General features: G+C 57.4%; 17 protein-coding genes. 14 read left to right on the forward strand and 3 right to left on the reverse strand.

The features are described 5' to 3' along the window. Positions 1 to 217: 217 nt before the first annotated feature. From dnaA to GNG27_RS00055, 11 genes are all read left to right on the forward strand, one after another. Positions 218 to 1,618 (forward strand): chromosomal replication initiator protein DnaA, encoded by a 1,401-nt coding sequence (gene dnaA, locus GNG27_RS00005; RefSeq protein WP_142487661.1) that lies wholly within the window; start codon positions 218 to 220, stop codon positions 1,616 to 1,618. A gap of 4 nt (positions 1,619 to 1,622) precedes the next feature. Then, positions 1,623 to 2,726: a DNA polymerase III subunit beta gene (dnaN, locus tag GNG27_RS00010; RefSeq protein WP_032615539.1), complete on the forward strand. Its 1,104-nt coding sequence runs from the start codon at positions 1,623 to 1,625 to the stop codon at positions 2,724 to 2,726. Further along, the gene (gene recF, locus GNG27_RS00015) at positions 2,726 to 3,799 is read left to right on the forward strand and encodes a DNA replication/repair protein RecF (RefSeq protein WP_142487662.1); all 1,074 of its coding nucleotides are present in this window, start codon (positions 2,726 to 2,728) and stop codon (positions 3,797 to 3,799) included. The genes dnaN and recF overlap by 1 nt, the downstream gene beginning before the upstream one ends. A 28-nt stretch (positions 3,800 to 3,827) precedes the next feature. After that, on the forward strand, positions 3,828 to 6,242 hold the full coding sequence (gyrB, locus tag GNG27_RS00020; RefSeq protein WP_142487663.1) for a DNA topoisomerase (ATP-hydrolyzing) subunit B: 2,415 nt from the start codon (positions 3,828 to 3,830) through the stop codon (positions 6,240 to 6,242). 163 nt (positions 6,243 to 6,405) lie between these two features. Beyond that, the gene (gene yidA, locus GNG27_RS00025) at positions 6,406 to 7,218 is read left to right on the forward strand and encodes a sugar-phosphatase (RefSeq protein ID WP_156262589.1); all 813 of its coding nucleotides are present in this window, start codon (positions 6,406 to 6,408) and stop codon (positions 7,216 to 7,218) included. A 250-nt stretch (positions 7,219 to 7,468) separates the two neighbouring features. Then, positions 7,469 to 8,158, forward strand: coding sequence for a D-galactonate utilization transcriptional regulator DgoR (gene dgoR / locus GNG27_RS00030; RefSeq protein WP_156262590.1), 690 nt, complete (start codon positions 7,469 to 7,471; stop codon positions 8,156 to 8,158). Beyond that, positions 8,155 to 9,033, forward strand: coding sequence for a 2-dehydro-3-deoxygalactonokinase (locus GNG27_RS00035; protein WP_156262591.1), 879 nt, complete (start codon positions 8,155 to 8,157; stop codon positions 9,031 to 9,033). Before dgoR ends, GNG27_RS00035 begins: the two co-directional genes overlap by 4 nt. Beyond that, positions 9,017 to 9,634: a 2-dehydro-3-deoxy-6-phosphogalactonate aldolase gene (locus GNG27_RS00040; protein WP_142487666.1), complete on the forward strand. Its 618-nt coding sequence runs from the start codon at positions 9,017 to 9,019 to the stop codon at positions 9,632 to 9,634. The genes GNG27_RS00035 and GNG27_RS00040 overlap by 17 nt, the downstream gene beginning before the upstream one ends. Continuing rightward, the gene (gene dgoD / locus GNG27_RS00045) at positions 9,631 to 10,779 is read left to right on the forward strand and encodes a galactonate dehydratase (RefSeq protein ID WP_142487667.1); all 1,149 of its coding nucleotides are present in this window, start codon (positions 9,631 to 9,633) and stop codon (positions 10,777 to 10,779) included. The genes GNG27_RS00040 and dgoD overlap by 4 nt, the downstream gene beginning before the upstream one ends. A gap of 179 nt (positions 10,780 to 10,958) precedes the next feature. Continuing rightward, entirely contained in the window at positions 10,959 to 12,296 is a 1,338-nt protein-coding gene (locus tag GNG27_RS00050; RefSeq protein ID WP_185902397.1) for an MFS transporter, read from the forward strand. Between the two features lie 51 nt (positions 12,297 to 12,347). Then, positions 12,348 to 13,574, forward strand: a complete 1,227-nt coding sequence (locus GNG27_RS00055; protein ID WP_197090548.1) for a DUF3748 domain-containing protein — start codon at positions 12,348 to 12,350, stop codon at positions 13,572 to 13,574. Here GNG27_RS00055 and GNG27_RS00060 read toward each other — a convergent pair whose 3' ends face one another. Then, entirely contained in the window at positions 13,575 to 13,907 is a 333-nt protein-coding gene (locus tag GNG27_RS00060) for a YceK/YidQ family lipoprotein (RefSeq protein WP_142487670.1), read from the reverse strand. It abuts the gene before it with no gap. Between the two features lie 311 nt (positions 13,908 to 14,218). Here GNG27_RS00060 and ibpA point away from each other — a divergent pair, with 311 nt between their 5' ends. The 3 genes from ibpA (at position 14,219) to GNG27_RS00075 (ending at position 17,040) form a co-directional block, all read left to right on the forward strand. Then, positions 14,219 to 14,629: a small heat shock chaperone IbpA gene (gene ibpA, locus GNG27_RS00065; RefSeq protein WP_032615564.1), complete on the forward strand. Its 411-nt coding sequence runs from the start codon at positions 14,219 to 14,221 to the stop codon at positions 14,627 to 14,629. 132 nt (positions 14,630 to 14,761) lie between these two features. Next, positions 14,762 to 15,190 (forward strand): small heat shock chaperone IbpB, encoded by a 429-nt coding sequence (gene ibpB, locus GNG27_RS00070; protein ID WP_142487671.1) that lies wholly within the window; start codon positions 14,762 to 14,764, stop codon positions 15,188 to 15,190. Between the two features lie 188 nt (positions 15,191 to 15,378). Beyond that, positions 15,379 to 17,040 carry a putative transporter gene (locus tag GNG27_RS00075; protein WP_156262593.1) on the forward strand — a complete coding sequence of 554 codons (1,662 nt, stop codon included), beginning with the start codon at positions 15,379 to 15,381 and terminating at the stop codon, positions 17,038 to 17,040. Here GNG27_RS00075 and GNG27_RS00080 read toward each other — a convergent pair. Continuing rightward, a complete protein-coding gene (locus GNG27_RS00080; RefSeq protein WP_156262594.1) occupies positions 17,037 to 18,521 on the reverse strand; it encodes a sulfatase in 1,485 nt (494 codons plus the stop codon). The genes GNG27_RS00075 and GNG27_RS00080 overlap by 4 nt on opposite strands. A gap of 9 nt (positions 18,522 to 18,530) precedes the next feature. Next, a complete protein-coding gene (locus GNG27_RS00085) occupies positions 18,531 to 18,854 on the reverse strand; it encodes a PTS sugar transporter subunit IIB (protein ID WP_156262595.1) in 324 nt (107 codons plus the stop codon). Positions 18,855 to 18,874: the final 20 nt, after the last annotated feature.

The raw sequence follows: 18,874 nt of genomic DNA on the forward strand, positions 1-18,874 counted from the left end.
CTCCTGTGGATAAATCGGGAAGAAACTGTGAGAAACAGAAGATCTCTGGCGCAGTTTAGGCTATGATCCGCGGTCCCGATCGGATCCCAGGATCCTGGTCGGGCAAAAACCGCAAAGAGCGGTTCGCACGTCCCCCTTAAACGCCGGGTCTTTTCGACGTGTGTCTACAATCATGACTATTCAATAGCTTTCTTTTTATGTTCGAGTGGAGTCCGCCGTGTCACTTTCGCTTTGGCAGCAGTGTCTTGCCCGATTGCAGGATGAGTTACCAGCCACAGAATTCAGTATGTGGATCCGCCCGTTGCAGGCGGAACTGAGCGATAACACGCTGGCTTTGTATGCGCCAAACCGTTTTGTGCTCGATTGGGTCAGGGACAAATACCTCAATAACATCAATGGACTGCTAAACGAATTTTGCGGTGCCGATGCCCCACAGCTGCGTTTCGAAGTGGGCACAAAACCGGTCACCCAAACCCTCAGAGAGACCGTTAACGTCGCCGCTGCACCCGCGCAAACCGCGCAGGTTCAGATGCCGCGTGTCGCCCCTGCGCCACGGGCTGGCTGGGATAACGTTCCGGCCCCGGCAGAGCCGACTTACCGCTCTAACGTTAACGTCAAACACACCTTTGATAACTTCGTCGAAGGTAAATCGAACCAGCTGGCGCGCGCGGCGGCCCGTCAGGTAGCGGATAACCCGGGCGGCGCCTATAACCCGCTGTTCCTTTATGGCGGTACCGGTCTGGGTAAAACGCACCTCCTGCACGCGGTGGGTAACGGCATCATGGCGCGTAAGCCGAATGCCAAAGTGGTGTATATGCACTCCGAGCGCTTCGTTCAGGACATGGTTAAAGCCCTGCAAAACAACGCGATCGAAGAGTTTAAACGCTACTACCGCTCCGTTGATGCGCTGCTGATCGATGACATTCAATTCTTTGCCAATAAAGAACGATCTCAGGAAGAGTTTTTCCACACCTTCAACGCCCTGCTGGAAGGCAATCAGCAGATCATTTTGACCTCGGATCGTTATCCAAAAGAGATCAACGGGGTTGAGGATCGTCTGAAATCCCGCTTCGGCTGGGGGCTGACGGTAGCGATCGAACCACCGGAGCTGGAAACCCGCGTGGCGATCCTGATGAAAAAGGCCGACGAGAACGATATTCGTCTGCCGGGCGAGGTGGCGTTCTTTATTGCCAAACGCCTGCGTTCCAACGTCCGTGAGCTGGAAGGCGCACTGAACCGCGTGATCGCGAACGCCAACTTCACCGGACGAGCGATCACCATCGATTTCGTGCGTGAAGCGCTGCGCGATCTGCTGGCATTGCAGGAAAAACTGGTCACCATCGACAATATTCAGAAGACGGTGGCGGAGTACTACAAAATTAAAGTGGCGGACTTGCTGTCCAAACGCCGTTCCCGCTCGGTGGCGAGACCGCGTCAGATGGCGATGGCGCTGGCAAAGGAACTGACCAACCACAGCCTGCCGGAAATCGGCGATGCGTTTGGTGGCCGTGACCATACTACCGTGCTGCACGCCTGTCGTAAGATCGAGCAGTTGCGTGAAGAAAGCCACGACATAAAAGAAGACTTCTCCAATTTAATCAGAACATTATCTTCGTGACGCTATGAAATTTACCGTTGAACGTGAACACTTATTAAAACCGCTGCAACAGGTGAGTGGCCCCTTAGGCGGCCGCCCGACGCTGCCTATTCTCGGTAACCTGCTGCTGCAGGTCGCAGACGGCACGCTGTCTTTGACCGGCACCGATCTCGAGATGGAAATGGTCGCACGCGTGACGCTTTCTCAGCCTCACGAAGCGGGCGCAACCACCGTTCCGGCGCGTAAGTTCTTTGATATCTGCCGTGGCCTGCCTGAAGGGGCGGAAATTGCCGTGCAGCTGGAAGGCGACCGCATGCTGGTGCGCTCCGGCCGCAGCCGTTTCTCGCTCTCCACGCTCCCGGCTATCGACTTCCCGAACCTCGATGACTGGCAGAGCGAAGTTGAATTCACCCTGCCGCAGGCGACCATGAAGCGCCTGATTGAAGCCACCCAGTTCTCGATGGCGCATCAGGACGTACGTTACTACTTAAACGGGATGCTGTTCGAAACCGAAGGTGAAGAGCTGCGTACCGTGGCCACCGACGGCCACCGCCTGGCGGTCTGCTCCATGCCGATTGGCGTGAGCCTGCCGAACCATTCGGTGATCGTACCGCGTAAAGGCGTGATTGAGCTGATGCGTATGCTCGACGGCGGCGAAACCCCGCTGCGCGTGCAGATCGGCAGCAATAATATTCGCGCCCACGTCGGTGACTTTATCTTCACCTCCAAGCTGGTGGATGGTCGTTTCCCGGACTACCGCCGCGTATTGCCGAAGAACCCGGACAAAACGCTGGAAGCGGGCTGCGATATCCTCAAGCAGGCCTTTGCCCGTGCGGCGATCCTCTCCAACGAGAAGTTCCGCGGCGTGCGCCTGTATGTCAGCGAAAACCAGCTGAAGATCACCGCCAACAACCCGGAGCAGGAAGAGGCTGAAGAGATCCTCGATGTTACCTATGCGGCGGGCACCGAAATGGAAATCGGCTTTAACGTGAGTTACGTGCTGGATGTGCTGAATGCGCTGAAGTGCGAGAACGTGCGTATTCTGCTGACGGACTCCGTGTCGAGCGTACAGATTGAAGATGCTGCCAGCCAAAGCGCGGCTTATGTTGTCATGCCAATGAGACTGTAATGTCGCTCACCCGCCTGTTGATCCGCGACTTTCGCAATATCGAAAGCGCGGATCTTGCTTTATCCCCCGGCTTTAATTTCCTGGTTGGCGCCAACGGCAGCGGCAAAACCAGCGTGCTGGAAGCCATCTATACGCTCGGCCATGGTCGGGCGTTTCGCAGTTTGCAGATTGGCCGCGTAATTCGCCACGAGCAGGAGTCGTTCATCCTGCATGGGCGTTTGCAGGGCGAGGATCATGAAACCGCCATCGGCCTGACCAAAGACAAGCAGGGTGACAGCAAGGTGCGCATCGACGGCACCGACGGGCACAAAGTGGCCGAGCTGGCGCTGCTGATGCCGATGCAGCTGATCACTCCCGAGGGGTTTACTTTACTCAACGGCGGCCCCAAATACAGAAGAGCCTTCCTTGACTGGGGATGCTTCCATAACGAAGCGGGCTTCTTTACCGCCTGGAGCAACCTTAAACGGCTACTCAAGCAGCGCAATGCCGCGCTGCGCCAGGTTACCCGCTATGCCCAACTGCGGGCGTGGGACAAAGAGCTGATTCCGCTGGCGGAGCAGATCAGCCGCTGGCGCGCCGAGTACAGCGCCGGGATCGCGCAGGACATGGCGGATACCTGCCAACAGTTTTTACCCGAGTTCTCTCTGAGCTTCTCCTTCCAGCGCGGCTGGGAGAAAGAGACCGACTATGCCGAGGTGCTGGAGCGAAGCTTCGAGCGCGATCGCATGCTGACCTACACCGCGCACGGCCCGCACAAGGCGGATTTCCGCATTCGTGCCGACGGTGCGCCGGTGGAAGATACTTTATCACGCGGGCAGCTCAAGCTTCTGATGTGCGCGCTGCGCCTGGCGCAGGGCGAGTTCTTAACCCGTGAAAGCGGACGACGCTGCCTGTACCTGATTGATGATTTTGCCTCGGAACTTGACGACGCACGGCGCGGGCTGCTTGCCAGCCGCTTAAAAGCCACGCAGTCGCAGGTTTTCGTCAGTGCGATTAGCGCTGAACACGTAATGGACATGTCGGACAAAAATTCGAAGATGTTCACCGTGGAAAAGGGTAAAATAACGGATTAACCCAAGAATAAATGAGCGAGAAACGTTGATGTCGAATTCTTATGACTCCTCCAGTATCAAAGTCCTGAAAGGGCTGGATGCGGTGCGTAAGCGCCCGGGTATGTATATCGGCGACACGGATGACGGCACCGGTCTGCACCACATGGTATTTGAGGTTGTGGATAACGCTATCGACGAAGCGCTCGCGGGTCACTGTAAAGACATCGTGGTGACCATCCACGCCGACAACTCCGTCTCCGTCACCGATGATGGCCGTGGCATCCCGACCGGTATCCACCCGGAAGAGGGCGTCTCCGCGGCGGAAGTGATCATGACCGTCCTGCACGCAGGCGGTAAGTTCGATGACAACTCCTATAAAGTCTCCGGCGGCCTGCACGGCGTTGGCGTCTCTGTGGTTAACGCCCTGTCGCAGAAGCTGGAGCTGCTGATCCGTCGCGAAGGCAAAGTGCATCAGCAAACCTACGTGCACGGCGTACCGCAGGCTCCGCTGGCGGTTACCGGTGAAACTGACGTGACCGGGACGCAGGTCCGTTTCTGGCCAAGCCATGAAACCTTCACCAACGTCACCGAGTTTGAATATGACATTCTGGCCAAGCGTCTGCGCGAGCTGTCGTTCCTGAACTCCGGCGTCTCTATCCGCCTGCGCGACAAGCGCGACGGCAAAGAAGATCACTTCCATTACGAAGGCGGGATCAAGGCGTTCGTTGAGTACCTGAACAAGAACAAAACGCCAATTCACCCGAATATCTTCTATTTCTCCACCGAAAAAGACGGTATCGGCGTTGAAGTTGCGCTGCAGTGGAACGACGGTTTCCAGGAAAACATCTACTGCTTTACCAACAACATCCCGCAGCGCGATGGCGGTACGCACCTGGTCGGCTTCCGTACGGCGATGACCCGTACCCTGAACGCCTACATGGATAAAGAAGGCTACAGCAAAAAAGCGAAAGTCAGCGCCACCGGTGACGATGCCCGTGAAGGCCTGATTGCTGTTGTCTCCGTGAAGGTGCCGGATCCGAAGTTCTCCTCGCAGACCAAAGACAAGCTGGTCTCCTCCGAGGTGAAATCGGCGGTGGAACAGCAGATGAACGAGCTGCTGAGCGAATACCTGCTGGAAAACCCGTCCGACGCTAAAATCGTGGTCGGCAAAATTATCGATGCGGCGCGTGCCCGTGAAGCGGCGCGTAAAGCCCGTGAAATGACCCGTCGTAAAGGCGCGCTGGATCTGGCTGGCCTGCCGGGCAAACTGGCGGACTGCCAGGAACGCGACCCGGCGCTGTCCGAACTGTACCTCGTGGAAGGGGACTCCGCGGGCGGTTCTGCGAAGCAGGGCCGTAACCGTAAGAACCAGGCGATCCTGCCGCTGAAGGGTAAAATCCTTAACGTTGAGAAGGCGCGCTTCGACAAGATGCTCTCCTCTCAGGAAGTGGCGACGCTGATCACCGCTTTGGGCTGCGGCATTGGCCGTGACGAGTACAACCCGGACAAGCTGCGCTATCACAGCATCATCATCATGACCGATGCGGACGTCGACGGCTCGCACATCCGTACGCTGCTGTTGACCTTCTTCTACCGTCAGATGCCGGAAATCGTTGAGCGTGGACACGTCTACATTGCCCAGCCGCCGCTGTACAAAGTGAAGAAAGGCAAGCAGGAACAGTACATCAAAGACGACGAAGCGATGGATCAGTACCAGATCGCTATCGCCCTTGACGGTGCGACCCTGCACGCCAATTCAAGCGCCCCGGCGCTGGCGGGTGAACCGCTGGAGCGTCTGGTGTCTGAGTACAACGCGACCCAGAAGATGATTGGCCGCATGGAGCGTCGCTTCCCGCGCACGCTGCTGAAAGCGCTGGTCTATCAGCCGACGCTGGCCGAAGCTGACCTCAGCAGTGAGCAGGCCGTGACCCGTTGGGTGAACACCCTGGTGACCGATCTGAACGAGAACGAGCAGCACGGCAGCCAGTGGAAGTTCGACGTTAACGAGAACAGCGAACTGAACCAGTTCGAGCCGGTGATCCGCGTGCGTACCCACGGTGTGGATACCGACTATCCGCTGGATCAGGAGTTCGTGACCGGTGCGGAATACCGTCGTATCTGTACTCTCGGCGAGAAGCTGCGCGGTCTGATCGAAGACGATGCCTTTATCGAGCGCGGTGAGCGCCGTCAGCCGGTGGCCAGCTTCGAGCAGGCGCTGGAGTGGCTGGTGAAAGAGTCCCGTCGTGGCCTCTCCATTCAGCGTTATAAAGGTCTGGGCGAGATGAACCCGGATCAGCTGTGGGAAACCACCATGGATCCGGAAAGCCGCCGCATGCTGCGCGTCACCGTAAAAGACGCGATTGCAGCGGACCAGCTGTTCACCACCCTGATGGGCGATGCGGTTGAACCACGTCGTGCCTTTATCGAAGAGAACGCCCTGAAAGCGGCGAACATCGATATCTAATGTAACGCCCCACGTTCCAGGCCCGGTAAGCGCTAGCGCCACCGGGCTTTTCTTTGCCCGCAAAAGAGGAATCCCGCTTCCCCTTTCTATCCCCCTTTTCTTTACTGTTTTTTGAGCGGAATCGCGTTAGCATGAGTCCAGACTCATTCCAACCGGGGATCCCATGGCTATCAAACTCATTGCAATCGATATGGACGGCACGCTGCTGCTGCCAGATCACACCATCTCTCCAGGCGTTAAGAACGCGATTGCCGCAGCCCGTGCGAAAGGCGTGAACGTGGTGCTGTGCACCGGTCGTCCGTATGCTGGCGTCCACAGCTACCTGAAAGAGCTGCACATGAATGAGCCGGGTGATTACTGCATTACCTACAACGGCGCGCTGGTGCAGAAAGCGGCCGATGGCAGCACGGTGGCGCAAACGGCGCTGAGCTATGACGATTACCGCTATCTGGAACAACTCTCCCGCGACGTGGGCTCGCACTTCCACGCCCTCGACCGCAACACGCTTTACACTGCCAACCGCGACATCAGCTACTACACGGTGCATGAATCCTTCGTCGCCACTATCCCGCTGGTGTTCTGCGAAGCGGATAAGATGGATCCGGCTACCCAGTTCCTGAAAGTGATGATGATTGATGAGCCTGCGATTCTGGATCAGGCCATCGCCCGCATCCCGGCGGAAGTAAAAGAGAAGTACACCGTGCTGAAAAGTGCGCCGTACTTCCTCGAAATCCTCGATAAACGCGTTAATAAAGGCACCGGCGTGAAGTCGCTGGCCGACGCGCTGGGGATCAAACCGGAAGAGATCATGACCCTGGGCGATCAGGAAAATGACATTGCGATGCTGGAATATGCTGGCTTAGGCGTGGCGATGGAAAACGCGATCCCGTCGGTGAAAGAGGTGGCTAATTTCGTCACCAAATCTAACCTCGAAGACGGCGTGGCATACGCTATTGAGAAGTTTGTACTGAACTAAGACCTGGCAAAATCCGCGCTCCATGACCCGCACACGTTGCGGGTTTTTTTATCCCTGCAGGAACCTTTCTTTAACATTCCTTTCACTGATTGTTCTTTTTGTGATCCAGATTGTAGTACAACATTATCTGATTGTACTACATTACGACCACGGCAATGACGAATAGCATCACGTTTGTACTGCAAAATTGAGGCGAAATTCAGCGGTCGCGGTAAAGTAGTGATGGACATACAGAGCACAAGGACTCTCCATGACTCTCAATAAAACCGATCGCATCGTCATTACGCTGGGCACCCAGATTGTGGGTGGCAAATACGTTCCCGGCTCGCCGCTGCCCGCAGAGGCGGAGCTGTGTGAGGAGTTTGAAACCTCGCGCAACATCATTCGGGAAGTGTTCCGCTCGCTGATGGCGAAGCGGCTGATTGAAATGAAGCGTTATCGCGGCGCCTTTGTCGCCCCGCGTAACCAGTGGAACTACCTCGATACCGACGTTCTGCAGTGGGTACTGGAAAACGACTATGACCCACGGCTGATCGGCGCGATGAGCGAGGTGCGGAACCTGGTGGAACCGGCTATCGCCCGCTGGGCGGCAGAACGCGCAACCTCCGGCGACCTGGCGCAGATTGAGTCGGCCCTGAACGACATGATCGTCAACAACCAGGACCGGGATGCCTTTAACGAGGCGGATATCCGCTACCACGAAGCGGTGCTGCAGTCGGTGCATAACCCGGTGTTACAGCAGCTGAGCGTGGCGATCAGCTCGCTACAGCGAGCAGTATTTGAACGAACCTGGATGGGTGATGAGGCCAACATGCCGAAGACGCTCCAGGAACATAAAGCGCTGTTCGATGCGATACGGCATCAGGACAGCGATGCGGCAGAGCAGGCGGCGTTAACCATGATCGCCAGCTCAACACGAAGGTTGAAGGAAATCACATGACATCTCGCTACATCGCAATTGACTGGGGATCAACCAATCTGTGCGCCTGGCTGTATCAGGGCGAGCAGTGCCTGGAGAGCAGGCAATCCGAAGCAGGCGTCACGCGTCTGAACGGTAAATCCCCCGAGGCGGTGTTAGCAGAGGTGACACAAAACTGGCGCGACGGCGCCACGCCGGTGGTGATGGCGGGAATGGTCGGCAGCAACGTGGGCTGGAAGATAGCCCCATATCTGCCGATTCCTGCCCATTTCTCTGCCATTGGCGAACAGTTAACGTCCGTTGGCGACAACGTCTGGATCATTCCCGGCTTGCGCGTCTCACGTGACGATAACCATAACGTAATGCGCGGCGAAGAGACCCAGCTGCTCGGCGCGCGCACGCTCTCTCCTTCTTCTGTCTACGTGATGCCCGGTACGCACTGTAAATGGGTGCAGGCCGATGCTCAGCAAATCCACGATTTTCGCACCGTGATGACCGGCGAATTGCACCATTTGCTGCTTAAGCATTCGCTGGTGGGTGCCGGTTTACCTGAGCAAGAAGCCTCGCCTGAGGCGTTTGCCGCCGGGCTTGAACGCGGGATCGCTTCCCCTGCCGTTTTGCCGCAGCTTTTTGAGGTTCGCGCCTCGCACGTGCTGGGAACCCTTCCCCGCGAGCAGGTCAGCGAATTTTTATCGGGCCTGCTGATTGGCGCAGAAGTCGCCACCCTGAGCGAGCAGTTCGCCGGGCAGCAGTCCATCACCCTCGTCGCGGGTTCATCACTGACTTCACGTTACCGTCAGGCGTTCCACGCCATCGGGCGCGATGTGGCGGCGGTGGAAGGCGACACGGCATTTCAGGCAGGAATAAGGAGCATCGCTCATGCAGTGGCAAACTAATCTTCCCCTTATCGCGATTCTGCGCGGCATCACCCCTGACGAGGCTTTAGCCCACGTTGGCGCGGTGATTGACGCCGGATTCGACGCGGTGGAAATCCCGCTCAACTCCCCGGCGTGGGAAAAAAGCATTCCGGCGGTTGTGGATGCCTTTGGCGACAGGGCGCTGATTGGCGCAGGAACCGTCTTACAGCCTGAGCAGGTGGATCGGCTGGCGAAGATGGGCTGCAAGCTTATCGTTACGCCGAATATCAACCCTGAGGTGATCCGCCGTGCGGTGGATTACGGCATGACCGTGTGCCCAGGGTGCGCCACCGCCACAGAAGCCTTTACCGCTCTCGATGCGGGCGCGCAGTCGCTCAAAATTTTCCCGTCGTCGGCCTTTGGCCCGGAATACATCAAAGCGCTGAAAGCGGTCTTGCCCGCCAGCGTCCCGGTCTTTGCCGTGGGCGGCGTAACGCCAGAAAACCTGGCTCAATGGATGAAAGCCGGTTGTGTCGGCGCAGGGCTGGGCAGCGATCTCTATCGCGCCGGGCAGACCGTAGAACGTACCGCGCAGCAGGCAGCGGCATTTGTGAAAGCGTATCGAGAGGCAGTGAAATGAAAATAACCAAACTCACCACGTACCGTTTACCTCCGCGTTGGATGTTCCTGAAAATCGAAACCGACGAAGGGGTGGTTGGCTGGGGCGAGCCGGTCATCGAAGGCCGTGCGCGCACCGTCGAAGCGGCGGTGCATGAGCTGGGCGAATACCTGATTGGTCAGGATCCGGCACGCATTAACGACCTGTGGCAGGTGATGTACCGCGCGGGCTTCTACCGCGGCGGCCCGATCATGATGAGCGCTATCGCCGGTATCGACCAGGCGCTGTGGGATATCAAAGGCAAAGTGCTGAATGCCCCGGTCTGGCAGCTGATGGGCGGCCTGGTGCGCGACAAAATCAAAGCGTATAGCTGGGTAGGTGGCGACCGTCCGGCAGAGGTGATCGACGGCATCAACAAGCTGCGCGGCATCGGTTTTGACACCTTTAAGCTCAACGGCTGCGAGGAGATGGGCATTATCGACAACTCGCGTGCGGTCGATCGCGCCGTGAATACCGTGGCGCAGATCCGAGAGGCCTTCGGCAACGAGATTGAATTTGGTCTGGACTTCCACGGCCGCGTCAGCGCGCCGATGGCGAAAGTGCTGATCAAAGAGCTGGAGCAGTATCGTCCGCTGTTTATCGAAGAGCCGGTGCTGGCCGAGCAGGCGGAGTACTACCCGAAACTGGCGGAACAGACCCATATTCCGATCGCGGCGGGCGAACGTATGTTCTCGCGCTTCGAGTTCAAACGCGTGCTGGAAGCGGGCGGCGTTGCGATTCTGCAGCCGGATCTCTCCCACGCGGGCGGCATCACCGAATGCTACAAAATTGCCGGGATGGCAGAAGCCTACGACGTGGCGCTGGCGCCGCACTGCCCACTGGGGCCGATTGCATTGGCCGCCTGTCTGCATGTGGACTTCGTCTCGCGCAACGCCGTGTTCCAGGAACAGAGCATGGGCATTCACTACAACAAGGGCGCGGAGCTGCTCGACTTTGTGAAAAATAAAGAAGACTTCAGCATGGAAGGCGGTTTCTTCAAACCGTTAACCAAGCCGGGCCTTGGCGTAGAAATTGACGAAGCCAAAGTCATTGAGCTGAGTAAAAACGCGCCGGACTGGCGTAACCCACTGTGGCGTCATGAAGACGGTTCTGTAGCCGAGTGGTAAATGCGCGTCATACTTCGCGCTGGTGATGCGTTGGCTGCGCTTTCTTACCCCGGTCACATACTTTTGTATGCTCCCGGGGATGCGAAAACTTGCCGCCTTCCCCCAGCACGAATTATTTAGCGCATTCTGGTTAAGTTTTTAATTAAAAAATCAAATACACCCTCTGTAATTTACAGGGCATGGTGAGCGGCTTCGCTATGCCCAAAATCTGGAGACAGATTGCGATGGATATTCCAGTTACTGCTACAAAAACCGGGCGTCGCCGTTACCTGACGCTGATGATGATCTTTATTACGGTGGTCATCTGCTATGTCGACCGCGCCAACCTGGCCGTGGCCTCGGCCCATATTCAGGAAGAGTTTGGTATCACCAAAGCGGAAATGGGTTACGTCTTCTCGGCCTTTGCCTGGCTCTATACGCTCTGCCAGATCCCGGGCGGCTGGTTCCTCGACCGCGTCGGCTCACGCCTGACCTACTTTATCGCCATTTTCGGCTGGTCCGTGGCGACCCTGTTCCAGGGCTTTGCCACCGGCTTAATGTCGCTGATTGGCCTGCGTGCTATCACCGGTATTTTCGAGGCTCCGGCATTCCCGACCAACAACCGTATGGTCACCAGCTGGTTCCCGGAGCATGAGCGCGCCTCTGCGGTCGGGTTCTATACCTCTGGCCAGTTTGTCGGCCTCGCGTTCCTGACCCCGCTACTGATCTGGATCCAGGAGCTGCTGAGCTGGCACTGGGTCTTTATCGTCACCGGCGGGATCGGCATTATCTGGTCGTTTATCTGGATTAAGGTCTATCAGCCGCCGCGTCTGACCAAAAGCATCAGCAAAGCCGAGCTGGATTACATCCGCGATGGCGGTGGTCTGGTCGACGGCGATGCACCAGTGAAAAAAGAGGCGCGTCAGCCGCTGACCAAAGCCGACTGGAAGCTGGTGTTCCACCGTAAGCTGGTGGGCGTTTACCTGGGCCAGTTTGCTGTCACCTCGACGCTGTGGTTCTTCCTCACCTGGTTCCCGAACTACCTGACCCAGGAGAAAGGTATTACCGCGCTGAAGGCGGGCTTTATGACCACGGTGCCGTTCCTGGCGGCCTTCTTTGGCGTGCTGCTCTCCGGCTGGCTGGCGGATAAGCTGGTGAAAAAAGGCTACTCCCTCGGCATCGCGCGTAAAACGCCGATCATCTGTGGGCTGCTGATCTCTACCTGTATCATGGGCGCAAACTACACCAACGATCCGGTGTGGATTATGACTCTGATGGCGGTTGCATTCTTCGGGAATGGCTTTGCCTCTATCACCTGGTCGCTGGTATCGTCACTGGCACCGATGCGTCTGATTGGCCTGACCGGCGGAGTGTTTAACTTCGTTGGTGGCCTGGGCGGGATCACCGTGCCGCTGGTGATCGGCTACCTGGCACAGGACTACGGTTTCGGCCCGGCGCTGGTCTATATCTCAGCGGTAGCCCTGATTGGCGCGCTCTCCTACATCCTGCTGGTAGGCGACGTGAAACGGGTAGGCTAATCCCCGGCAATGCTATACCCTGATGCCACATCCGCGCATCAGGGTATCCTCATGAAACAAATCACCTTCGCTCCCCGCAACCATCAGCTCACCAACACCCGCACCTGGACCGCAGATAGCCAGTGGTTGGTCTTTGACGTCCGTCCTTCGGGCGCGTCCTTTACCGGCGAAACCATAGAGCGGGTTAACGTCGAAACGGGTGAGGTGGAGGTGATTTATCGCGCCAGCAACGGCGCGCACGTTGGGGTGGTGACCGTTCATCCTGCGGAAAATCAATACGTCTTTATTCACGGCCCGCAAAATCCTGATGCCCACTGGCAGTACGATTTTCACCACCGCCAGGGGGTGATTGCCGGACAGGGGCAGGTAAACAATCTCGATGCGATGGATATTACCGCGCCCTTCACGCCCGGCGCGCTGCGCGGCGGTAGCCATGTCCATGTATATAGCCCGGACGGGCAGTACGTCAGCTTTACCTATAACGACCACGTGCTGCACGAGTACGATCCGAAGCGCGATTTACGCAACGTGGGCGTGGCTGCACCCTTTGGTCCGGTGACACCCGCAGGCAACCATCCGCGGGAATATGCCGGCACACACTGGAGCGTACTGGTCAGCTGTACAACCCCGACGCCGCAACCCGGCAGCGATGAGATCAACCGCGCCTATGAAGAGGGCTGGATCGGCAACGACCGGCTGGCTTTTATCGGCGATACCCTTTCCGCTGACGGTGAAAAAGTGCCGGAGCTGTTTATCGTTGACCTGCCGAAAGACGAACAGGGCTGGAAACTGGCGGGCGATCTCCCGCTGCAGGGCACGGCGAATCGTATGCCCGCACCTCCTGCCGGGGTGAAGCAGCGCCGTTTAACCTTTACCCATGACCATGGTTATCCGGGGCTGGTGAACGTGCCGCGTCACTGGGTACGCAGTAACCCGCAGGCGACGCAAATCGCGTTTCTGATGCGTGATGATAAAGGTGTGGTGCAGCTGTGGCTGATCGCGCCGGAAGGGGAAAAGCCCCGGCAGCTCACCCATAATCAACGCGATATCCAGTCGGCCTTTAACTGGCATCCGGCGGGGCATTCGCTGGGGTTTGTGCTGGAGGATCGTATTGCGTGCTGCGATGCCACATCTGGTGAAGTAACGTTTTTGACGTCCGATCACGGCAACCCGCCGTCGGGGGATGCGGTGGTTTACTCACCTGACGGGCGCTATCTGGCCTGGATGGAGGAGGTCGAGGGCTTCCGTCAATTGTGGATAACAGAAACCGGGTACTAATCAGCGAGAGGGCATCTCAGCGGGGGGGATGACGGCGTTGGTCGCCAGCGTCTTCTCCTCGCTTTGCTCCACGCGGGAGCGAACGGATTTATCCTTGCGGAAAAGATCCCACGGCAGCAGCAGGGTATCAACAACAGCAGTAAACGGCATATCCAGCACCACCAGAGATTTGGTGCCCCAGTTGGTGTCGTCATCCGCCAGCATGTTTGCGCTGGCGCGCGTTCCGGGATACGTTCCTTCTTTACCGCCGGTGTGAGACATCACGCTCGAACATCCGCAAAGCACAACCACCGCGCTGCACATCGTCAGCTTTATCAGAACATTTTTCATTATCAGTCAGTCATCATCAATGGCCCAATACAGACCCGCAACCGGGTTTATAACGGGCCATTGTCAAAATGAATAGTTGAAAAGTACCGCTCTGTGGCACCTATCGCATTTTAACCTTACGTGCTGTAGTCCCAGTCTATTCCAGTACCCGCAAAGTGCAAAAAATTCTCGCTGCGCTGCTCTTGAAAAGACCGGAAGCAGACCCATTTTAAGAGTGTATCAATGAACAAACGTGCCTGAGGGGCGTTTGGGATACCCCAGCCTGTCCACCGTGGAAGGCGACAATTCTTGCTGATTTCAGGAGTTTTAACTGTATGCGTAACTTTGATCTTTCTCCGCTTTATCGTTCAGCCATTGGCTTCGATCGTCTGTTCAATCATTTAGAAAACAACCAAAGCCAGAGCAACGGCTATCCTCCATACAATGTTGAATTAGTTGACGAAAACCACTATCGCATCGCGATTGCCGTGGCCGGTTTTGCTGAAAGCGAACTGGAGATCACCGCGCAGGACAACCTGCTGGTGGTGAAAGGCGCTCATGCGGGCGAGCAGAAAGAACGTACCTACCTCTATCAGGGCATCGCGGAACGTAACTTTGAGCGTAAGTTCCAGTTAGCTGAGAACATTCACGTTCACGGCGCGAACCTGGTCAACGGCCTGCTGTATATCGATCTGGAACGTGTGATCCCGGAAGCGAAAAAACCGCGCCGTATCGAGATTAATTAATTGTTCGGGTCGCTGCGGCGGCCCATACCTGAATGCTTGCCGATATCGGGAGCAAAGGCGGATCCAACAGGATTTGCCTGGACAACTGCGCACAAAATTGTGCCGAACTCGCTTCTCAGAAGGAGAACTACCATGCGTAATTACGACTTATCCCCTCTGCTGCGTCAGTGGATCGGTTTTGACAAACTGGCTAACGCGCTGCAAAGCACCACTGAAAGCCAGACCTTCCCGCCGTATAACATCGAAAAGAGCGACGATAACCACTATCGCATTACGCTCGCGGTAGCGGGTTTTAGCCAGCAGAACCTTGATATCCAGCTGGAAGGCACGCGCCTGACGGTAAAAGGCACCCCGGAAAAACCGGAGACCGAAACCAAATGGCTGCACCAGGGGCTGGTCACTCAGCCGTTCAGCCTGAGCTTTACCCTCGCTGAACATATGGAAGTGACGGGCGCCACCTTTACTAACGGGTTGCTGCATATCGACATCACCCGCAACGTGCCGGAAGAGATTGCTCCGCAGCGGATCGCCATCAGCGAACGCCCGGCGTTGAATAGCTAATGCCATCGTGTCGGGTGGCGCTACGCTTACCCGACCTACATAGCTCGTAGGCCCGTGCAAGCGAAGCGCCGCCGGGCAAACCTGAAGCCTCGCTCCGCGAGGCTTTTTTGTGCGCCATCGCCCATACAACCCGCCTGCGCTCTGCGAGAATCCCTGTTAATAATAATGTTATTCACAGGGATGCCGTCATGAGTGATATAGCGTTAACGGTCAGTATCCTGGCGTTGGTTGCGGTGGTCGGGCTGTGGATAGGCAATGTCAAAATCCGCGGCGTCGGGTTCGGCATTGGCGGCGTGCTGTTTGGCGGAATATTTGTCGGCCATTTTGCCGACCAGCTGGGCATCATCCTTAGCGCGCAAATGCTGCATTTTATTCAGGAATTTGGCCTGATCCTCTTCGTTTACACCATCGGCATTCAGGTCGGGCCCGGCTTTTTCGCCTCGCTGCGCGTCTCGGGCCTGCGTCTCAACCTCTTTGCGATGGGGATTGTGGTGATGGGCGGGCTGGTCACCGCTCTGCTGCATAAGCTCTTCGCCATCCCGCTGCCGGTGGTGTTGGGCATATTCTCCGGCGCGGTCACCAACACCCCCGCACTGGGGGCCGGGCAGCAAATCCTGCGCGATCTGGGGATTGAGTCCGGCATCGTGGATCAGATGGGTATGAGCTACGCCATGGCCTACCCGTTCGGCATCTGCGGCATTCTGCTCACCATGTGGCTGATGCGCGTTCTGTTTCGCATTAACGTCGAGCAGGAAGCGCAGCAGCACGAATCCACGCTTACCCAGGGTCAGGCGCTGATCAAAACCATCAACATCCGCGTCGACAACCCTAATCTTAACAACCTGGCGATCCAGGATGTGCCGATCCTCAACAGCGCCAACATTATCTGTTCCCGCCTGAAGCGCGAGCAGACCCTGATGGTGCCTCTGCCCGGCACGGTGATCCAGACCGGCGATCTGCTGCACCTCGTCGGCCAGCCGGCGGACCTGCATAACGCCCGACTGGTGATTGGTCAGGAGGTTGATACCTCGCTCTCCACCCGCGGCACCGATATGCGCGTTGAGCGGGTGGTGGTAACGAACGAGCGAGTATTAGGCAAGAAAATCCGCGAATTACAGGCAAAAGAGCGTTATGACGTGGTGATCTCTCGGCTGAATCGCGCCGGGATTGAACTGGTGGCCAGCCCGGAGGCCAGCCTGCAGTTTGGTGATATCCTCAACCTGGTCGGGCGTCCGGCCTCCATCGATGCCGTCGCCAATATCGTGGGTAACGCGCAACAAAAATTGCAGCAGGTACAGATGCTACCGGTATTTATCGGCATCGGTCTTGGCGTGCTGCTCGGCTCCATCCCGCTGTACGTGCCGGGGTTCCCGGTGGCGCTCAAGCTGGGGCTGGCAGGCGGGCCGCTGATTATGGCCCTGATCCTCGGGCGTATCGGCTGCGTAGGTAAGCTCTACTGGTTTATGCCCCCGAGCGCCAACCTCGCCCTGCGCGAGCTGGGGATCGTCCTGTTTCTGGCGGTGGTGGGGCTGAAATCGGGCGGTGATTTCGTCGAGACGCTGGCCCGCGGCGACGGGGTCAGCTGGATTGGCTATGGCATACTTATTACCGCCGTCCCGCTGATTACTATGGGCATTCTGGCGCGGCTGTTGGCGAAGATGAACTACCTGACCCTGTGCGGCATGCTGGCCGGTTCGATGACCGACCCTCCGGCGCTGGCTTTTGCCAACAACCTGCACGCCACCAGCGGTGCGGCGGCGCTCTCCTACGCCACGGTCTATCCGCTGGTGATGTTCATGCGCATTATCACACCGCAATTGCTGGCGGTGCTGTTCTGGGGGATGGGTTAAACCGCTAACCCTAATCTGGCGAACTGCTCTGCCGGGGCGTCGCTCTCACGTAGCAGACGCACCAGCAGGGCGATCATCCGCGCTTCGATGGCCTTATCCTCAATCGGGCACTGCTGGTACGGATCGGTGTGTAAATCGAACAGCAGATGGCCGACGCGATTGACTCCCGGGTATTTTTCCTGGGCCGGAATCCGCAGCGTTTTAACCCCTTTGGTAAAGCGGAAGGGCGGTGCCAGGGCAATCGACTCCAGCTCATCCGGGGTAAAGCGGGTATTCATCTTGATCGGCATCAGGGTGTAGTTGGCGATGTCATTCTCACGCCCGGGCAGCGCGGCGCGCATATAGACATAGCGCCCGTCCGTGACGTTAACATGCCCGCTGAAAACCCCGAACAGCGCAGCGTCACGCACCGGGGTGTCATCCTCAAGAATGCGGGCTAACGGGCGACCCTGAACATCAGGCGGGATGGGCTGGTTAAAGAACTCCAGCAGCGTGGGCGCCCAGTCAATCATCTGCACCAGCGCATCCCGCTGCACCCCCTGATGGGCGCTGCGCGGATCCCAGATAAACAATGGGTTATTCGCCACCTCGTTGTAATAGGGCATCTGGTTTTTTGCCCACCAGCCATGCTCCCCGAGCAAAAAGCCGTGATCGGTACCGACAATCAACATCGTATCGCGCCACAAATTGTGGCGGTCCATCAGGTCGAGAATGCGCCCCAGGTTGCGATCGCACATGGAGACCAGGGCGCGATACCGGCAGCGAATATGCTCTACCGCCTCCGGGCTCTCTTCCACTTTGCCGCGCGGCCAGTCGTAGTGCGGGCCCTCCCAGGGATCCTGATACAACGAGAGATAGGCTTCAGTGGTATAAAACGGCTCGTGCGGGTCGAAGGTTTCCACCTGCAGCAGCCAGCTGTCCTGCTGATGATTTTTGTCGATGAACTCGCATCCGGCGTTAAAGACCCGGGTTTGCGGGAAGTCCGCCTCCTGTTGAATGTAGTCGCGGTTGACCCAGTCGTGTCGCCAGAGCCCGGAGACGCCACCGCCGGTTTGCTTCTGCGGCACCCGCAATACCTCAGGGATCGCCGGGTCGGCGACGCTGGCCTTCCAGTGATCCCCCTCCTGGCCGCGGATAATTTCCCATGAGCTGTAGCGATTATGGTAGTTACCCCCACCATCCTCCCAGTAGTGCAGATGGTCGCTGATCAGGTGGGTATAAACGCCCGCTTTTTTCAGCAGCTCCGGCATGGAGTCGTCGAACGGCTCCAGCGGCCCCCACTCCCGATGCAGAAAATTATACCGGCCGGTGTGCAGCTCCCGGCGAGCCGGCATGCAGGGCATACTGCCGACATAGCTGTTGTTGAAGGTGGCGCAGCGGGCCGCCAGACGCTGGAAGTTCGGCGCCCGGGTGATCGTATCCCCGTAAGGCGGCAGATAGTGTTTATTCAGGCTGTCGAAGAGCAGAATGATCGCTTTCATCGTCGCTCCTTAACGGGCCTTTACCAGATGCGGGAAATGTTCTTCCACCACGGCATAGATCTGCTTCCCTATGGTCTCTCCGTCCATAATATTTTCGATGGGGATCAGATACTGCCCATGGCGCGGATCGAGGCTCACCACATCAATCAGTTTTTTCGAAATGGCGAAGATATCGGCCCAGTCGGTAAATCCGCCGACCTCGCCCGCGGCGGTATGCTCCATGTCGAAATGAATGTCATATTTGGCTAACGCTTTTTTCACCACCGTCTGCAACATCACGCTACTGCCGACACCGTAGCCGCATACAAACAGAATATTAATTTTGTCTTTCATAACGATATCCTTTTCACAAT

This window comes from Leclercia sp. 119287, from assembly GCF_009734485.1.
Taxonomy (GTDB): domain Bacteria; phylum Pseudomonadota; class Gammaproteobacteria; order Enterobacterales; family Enterobacteriaceae; genus Enterobacter; species Enterobacter adecarboxylatus_C.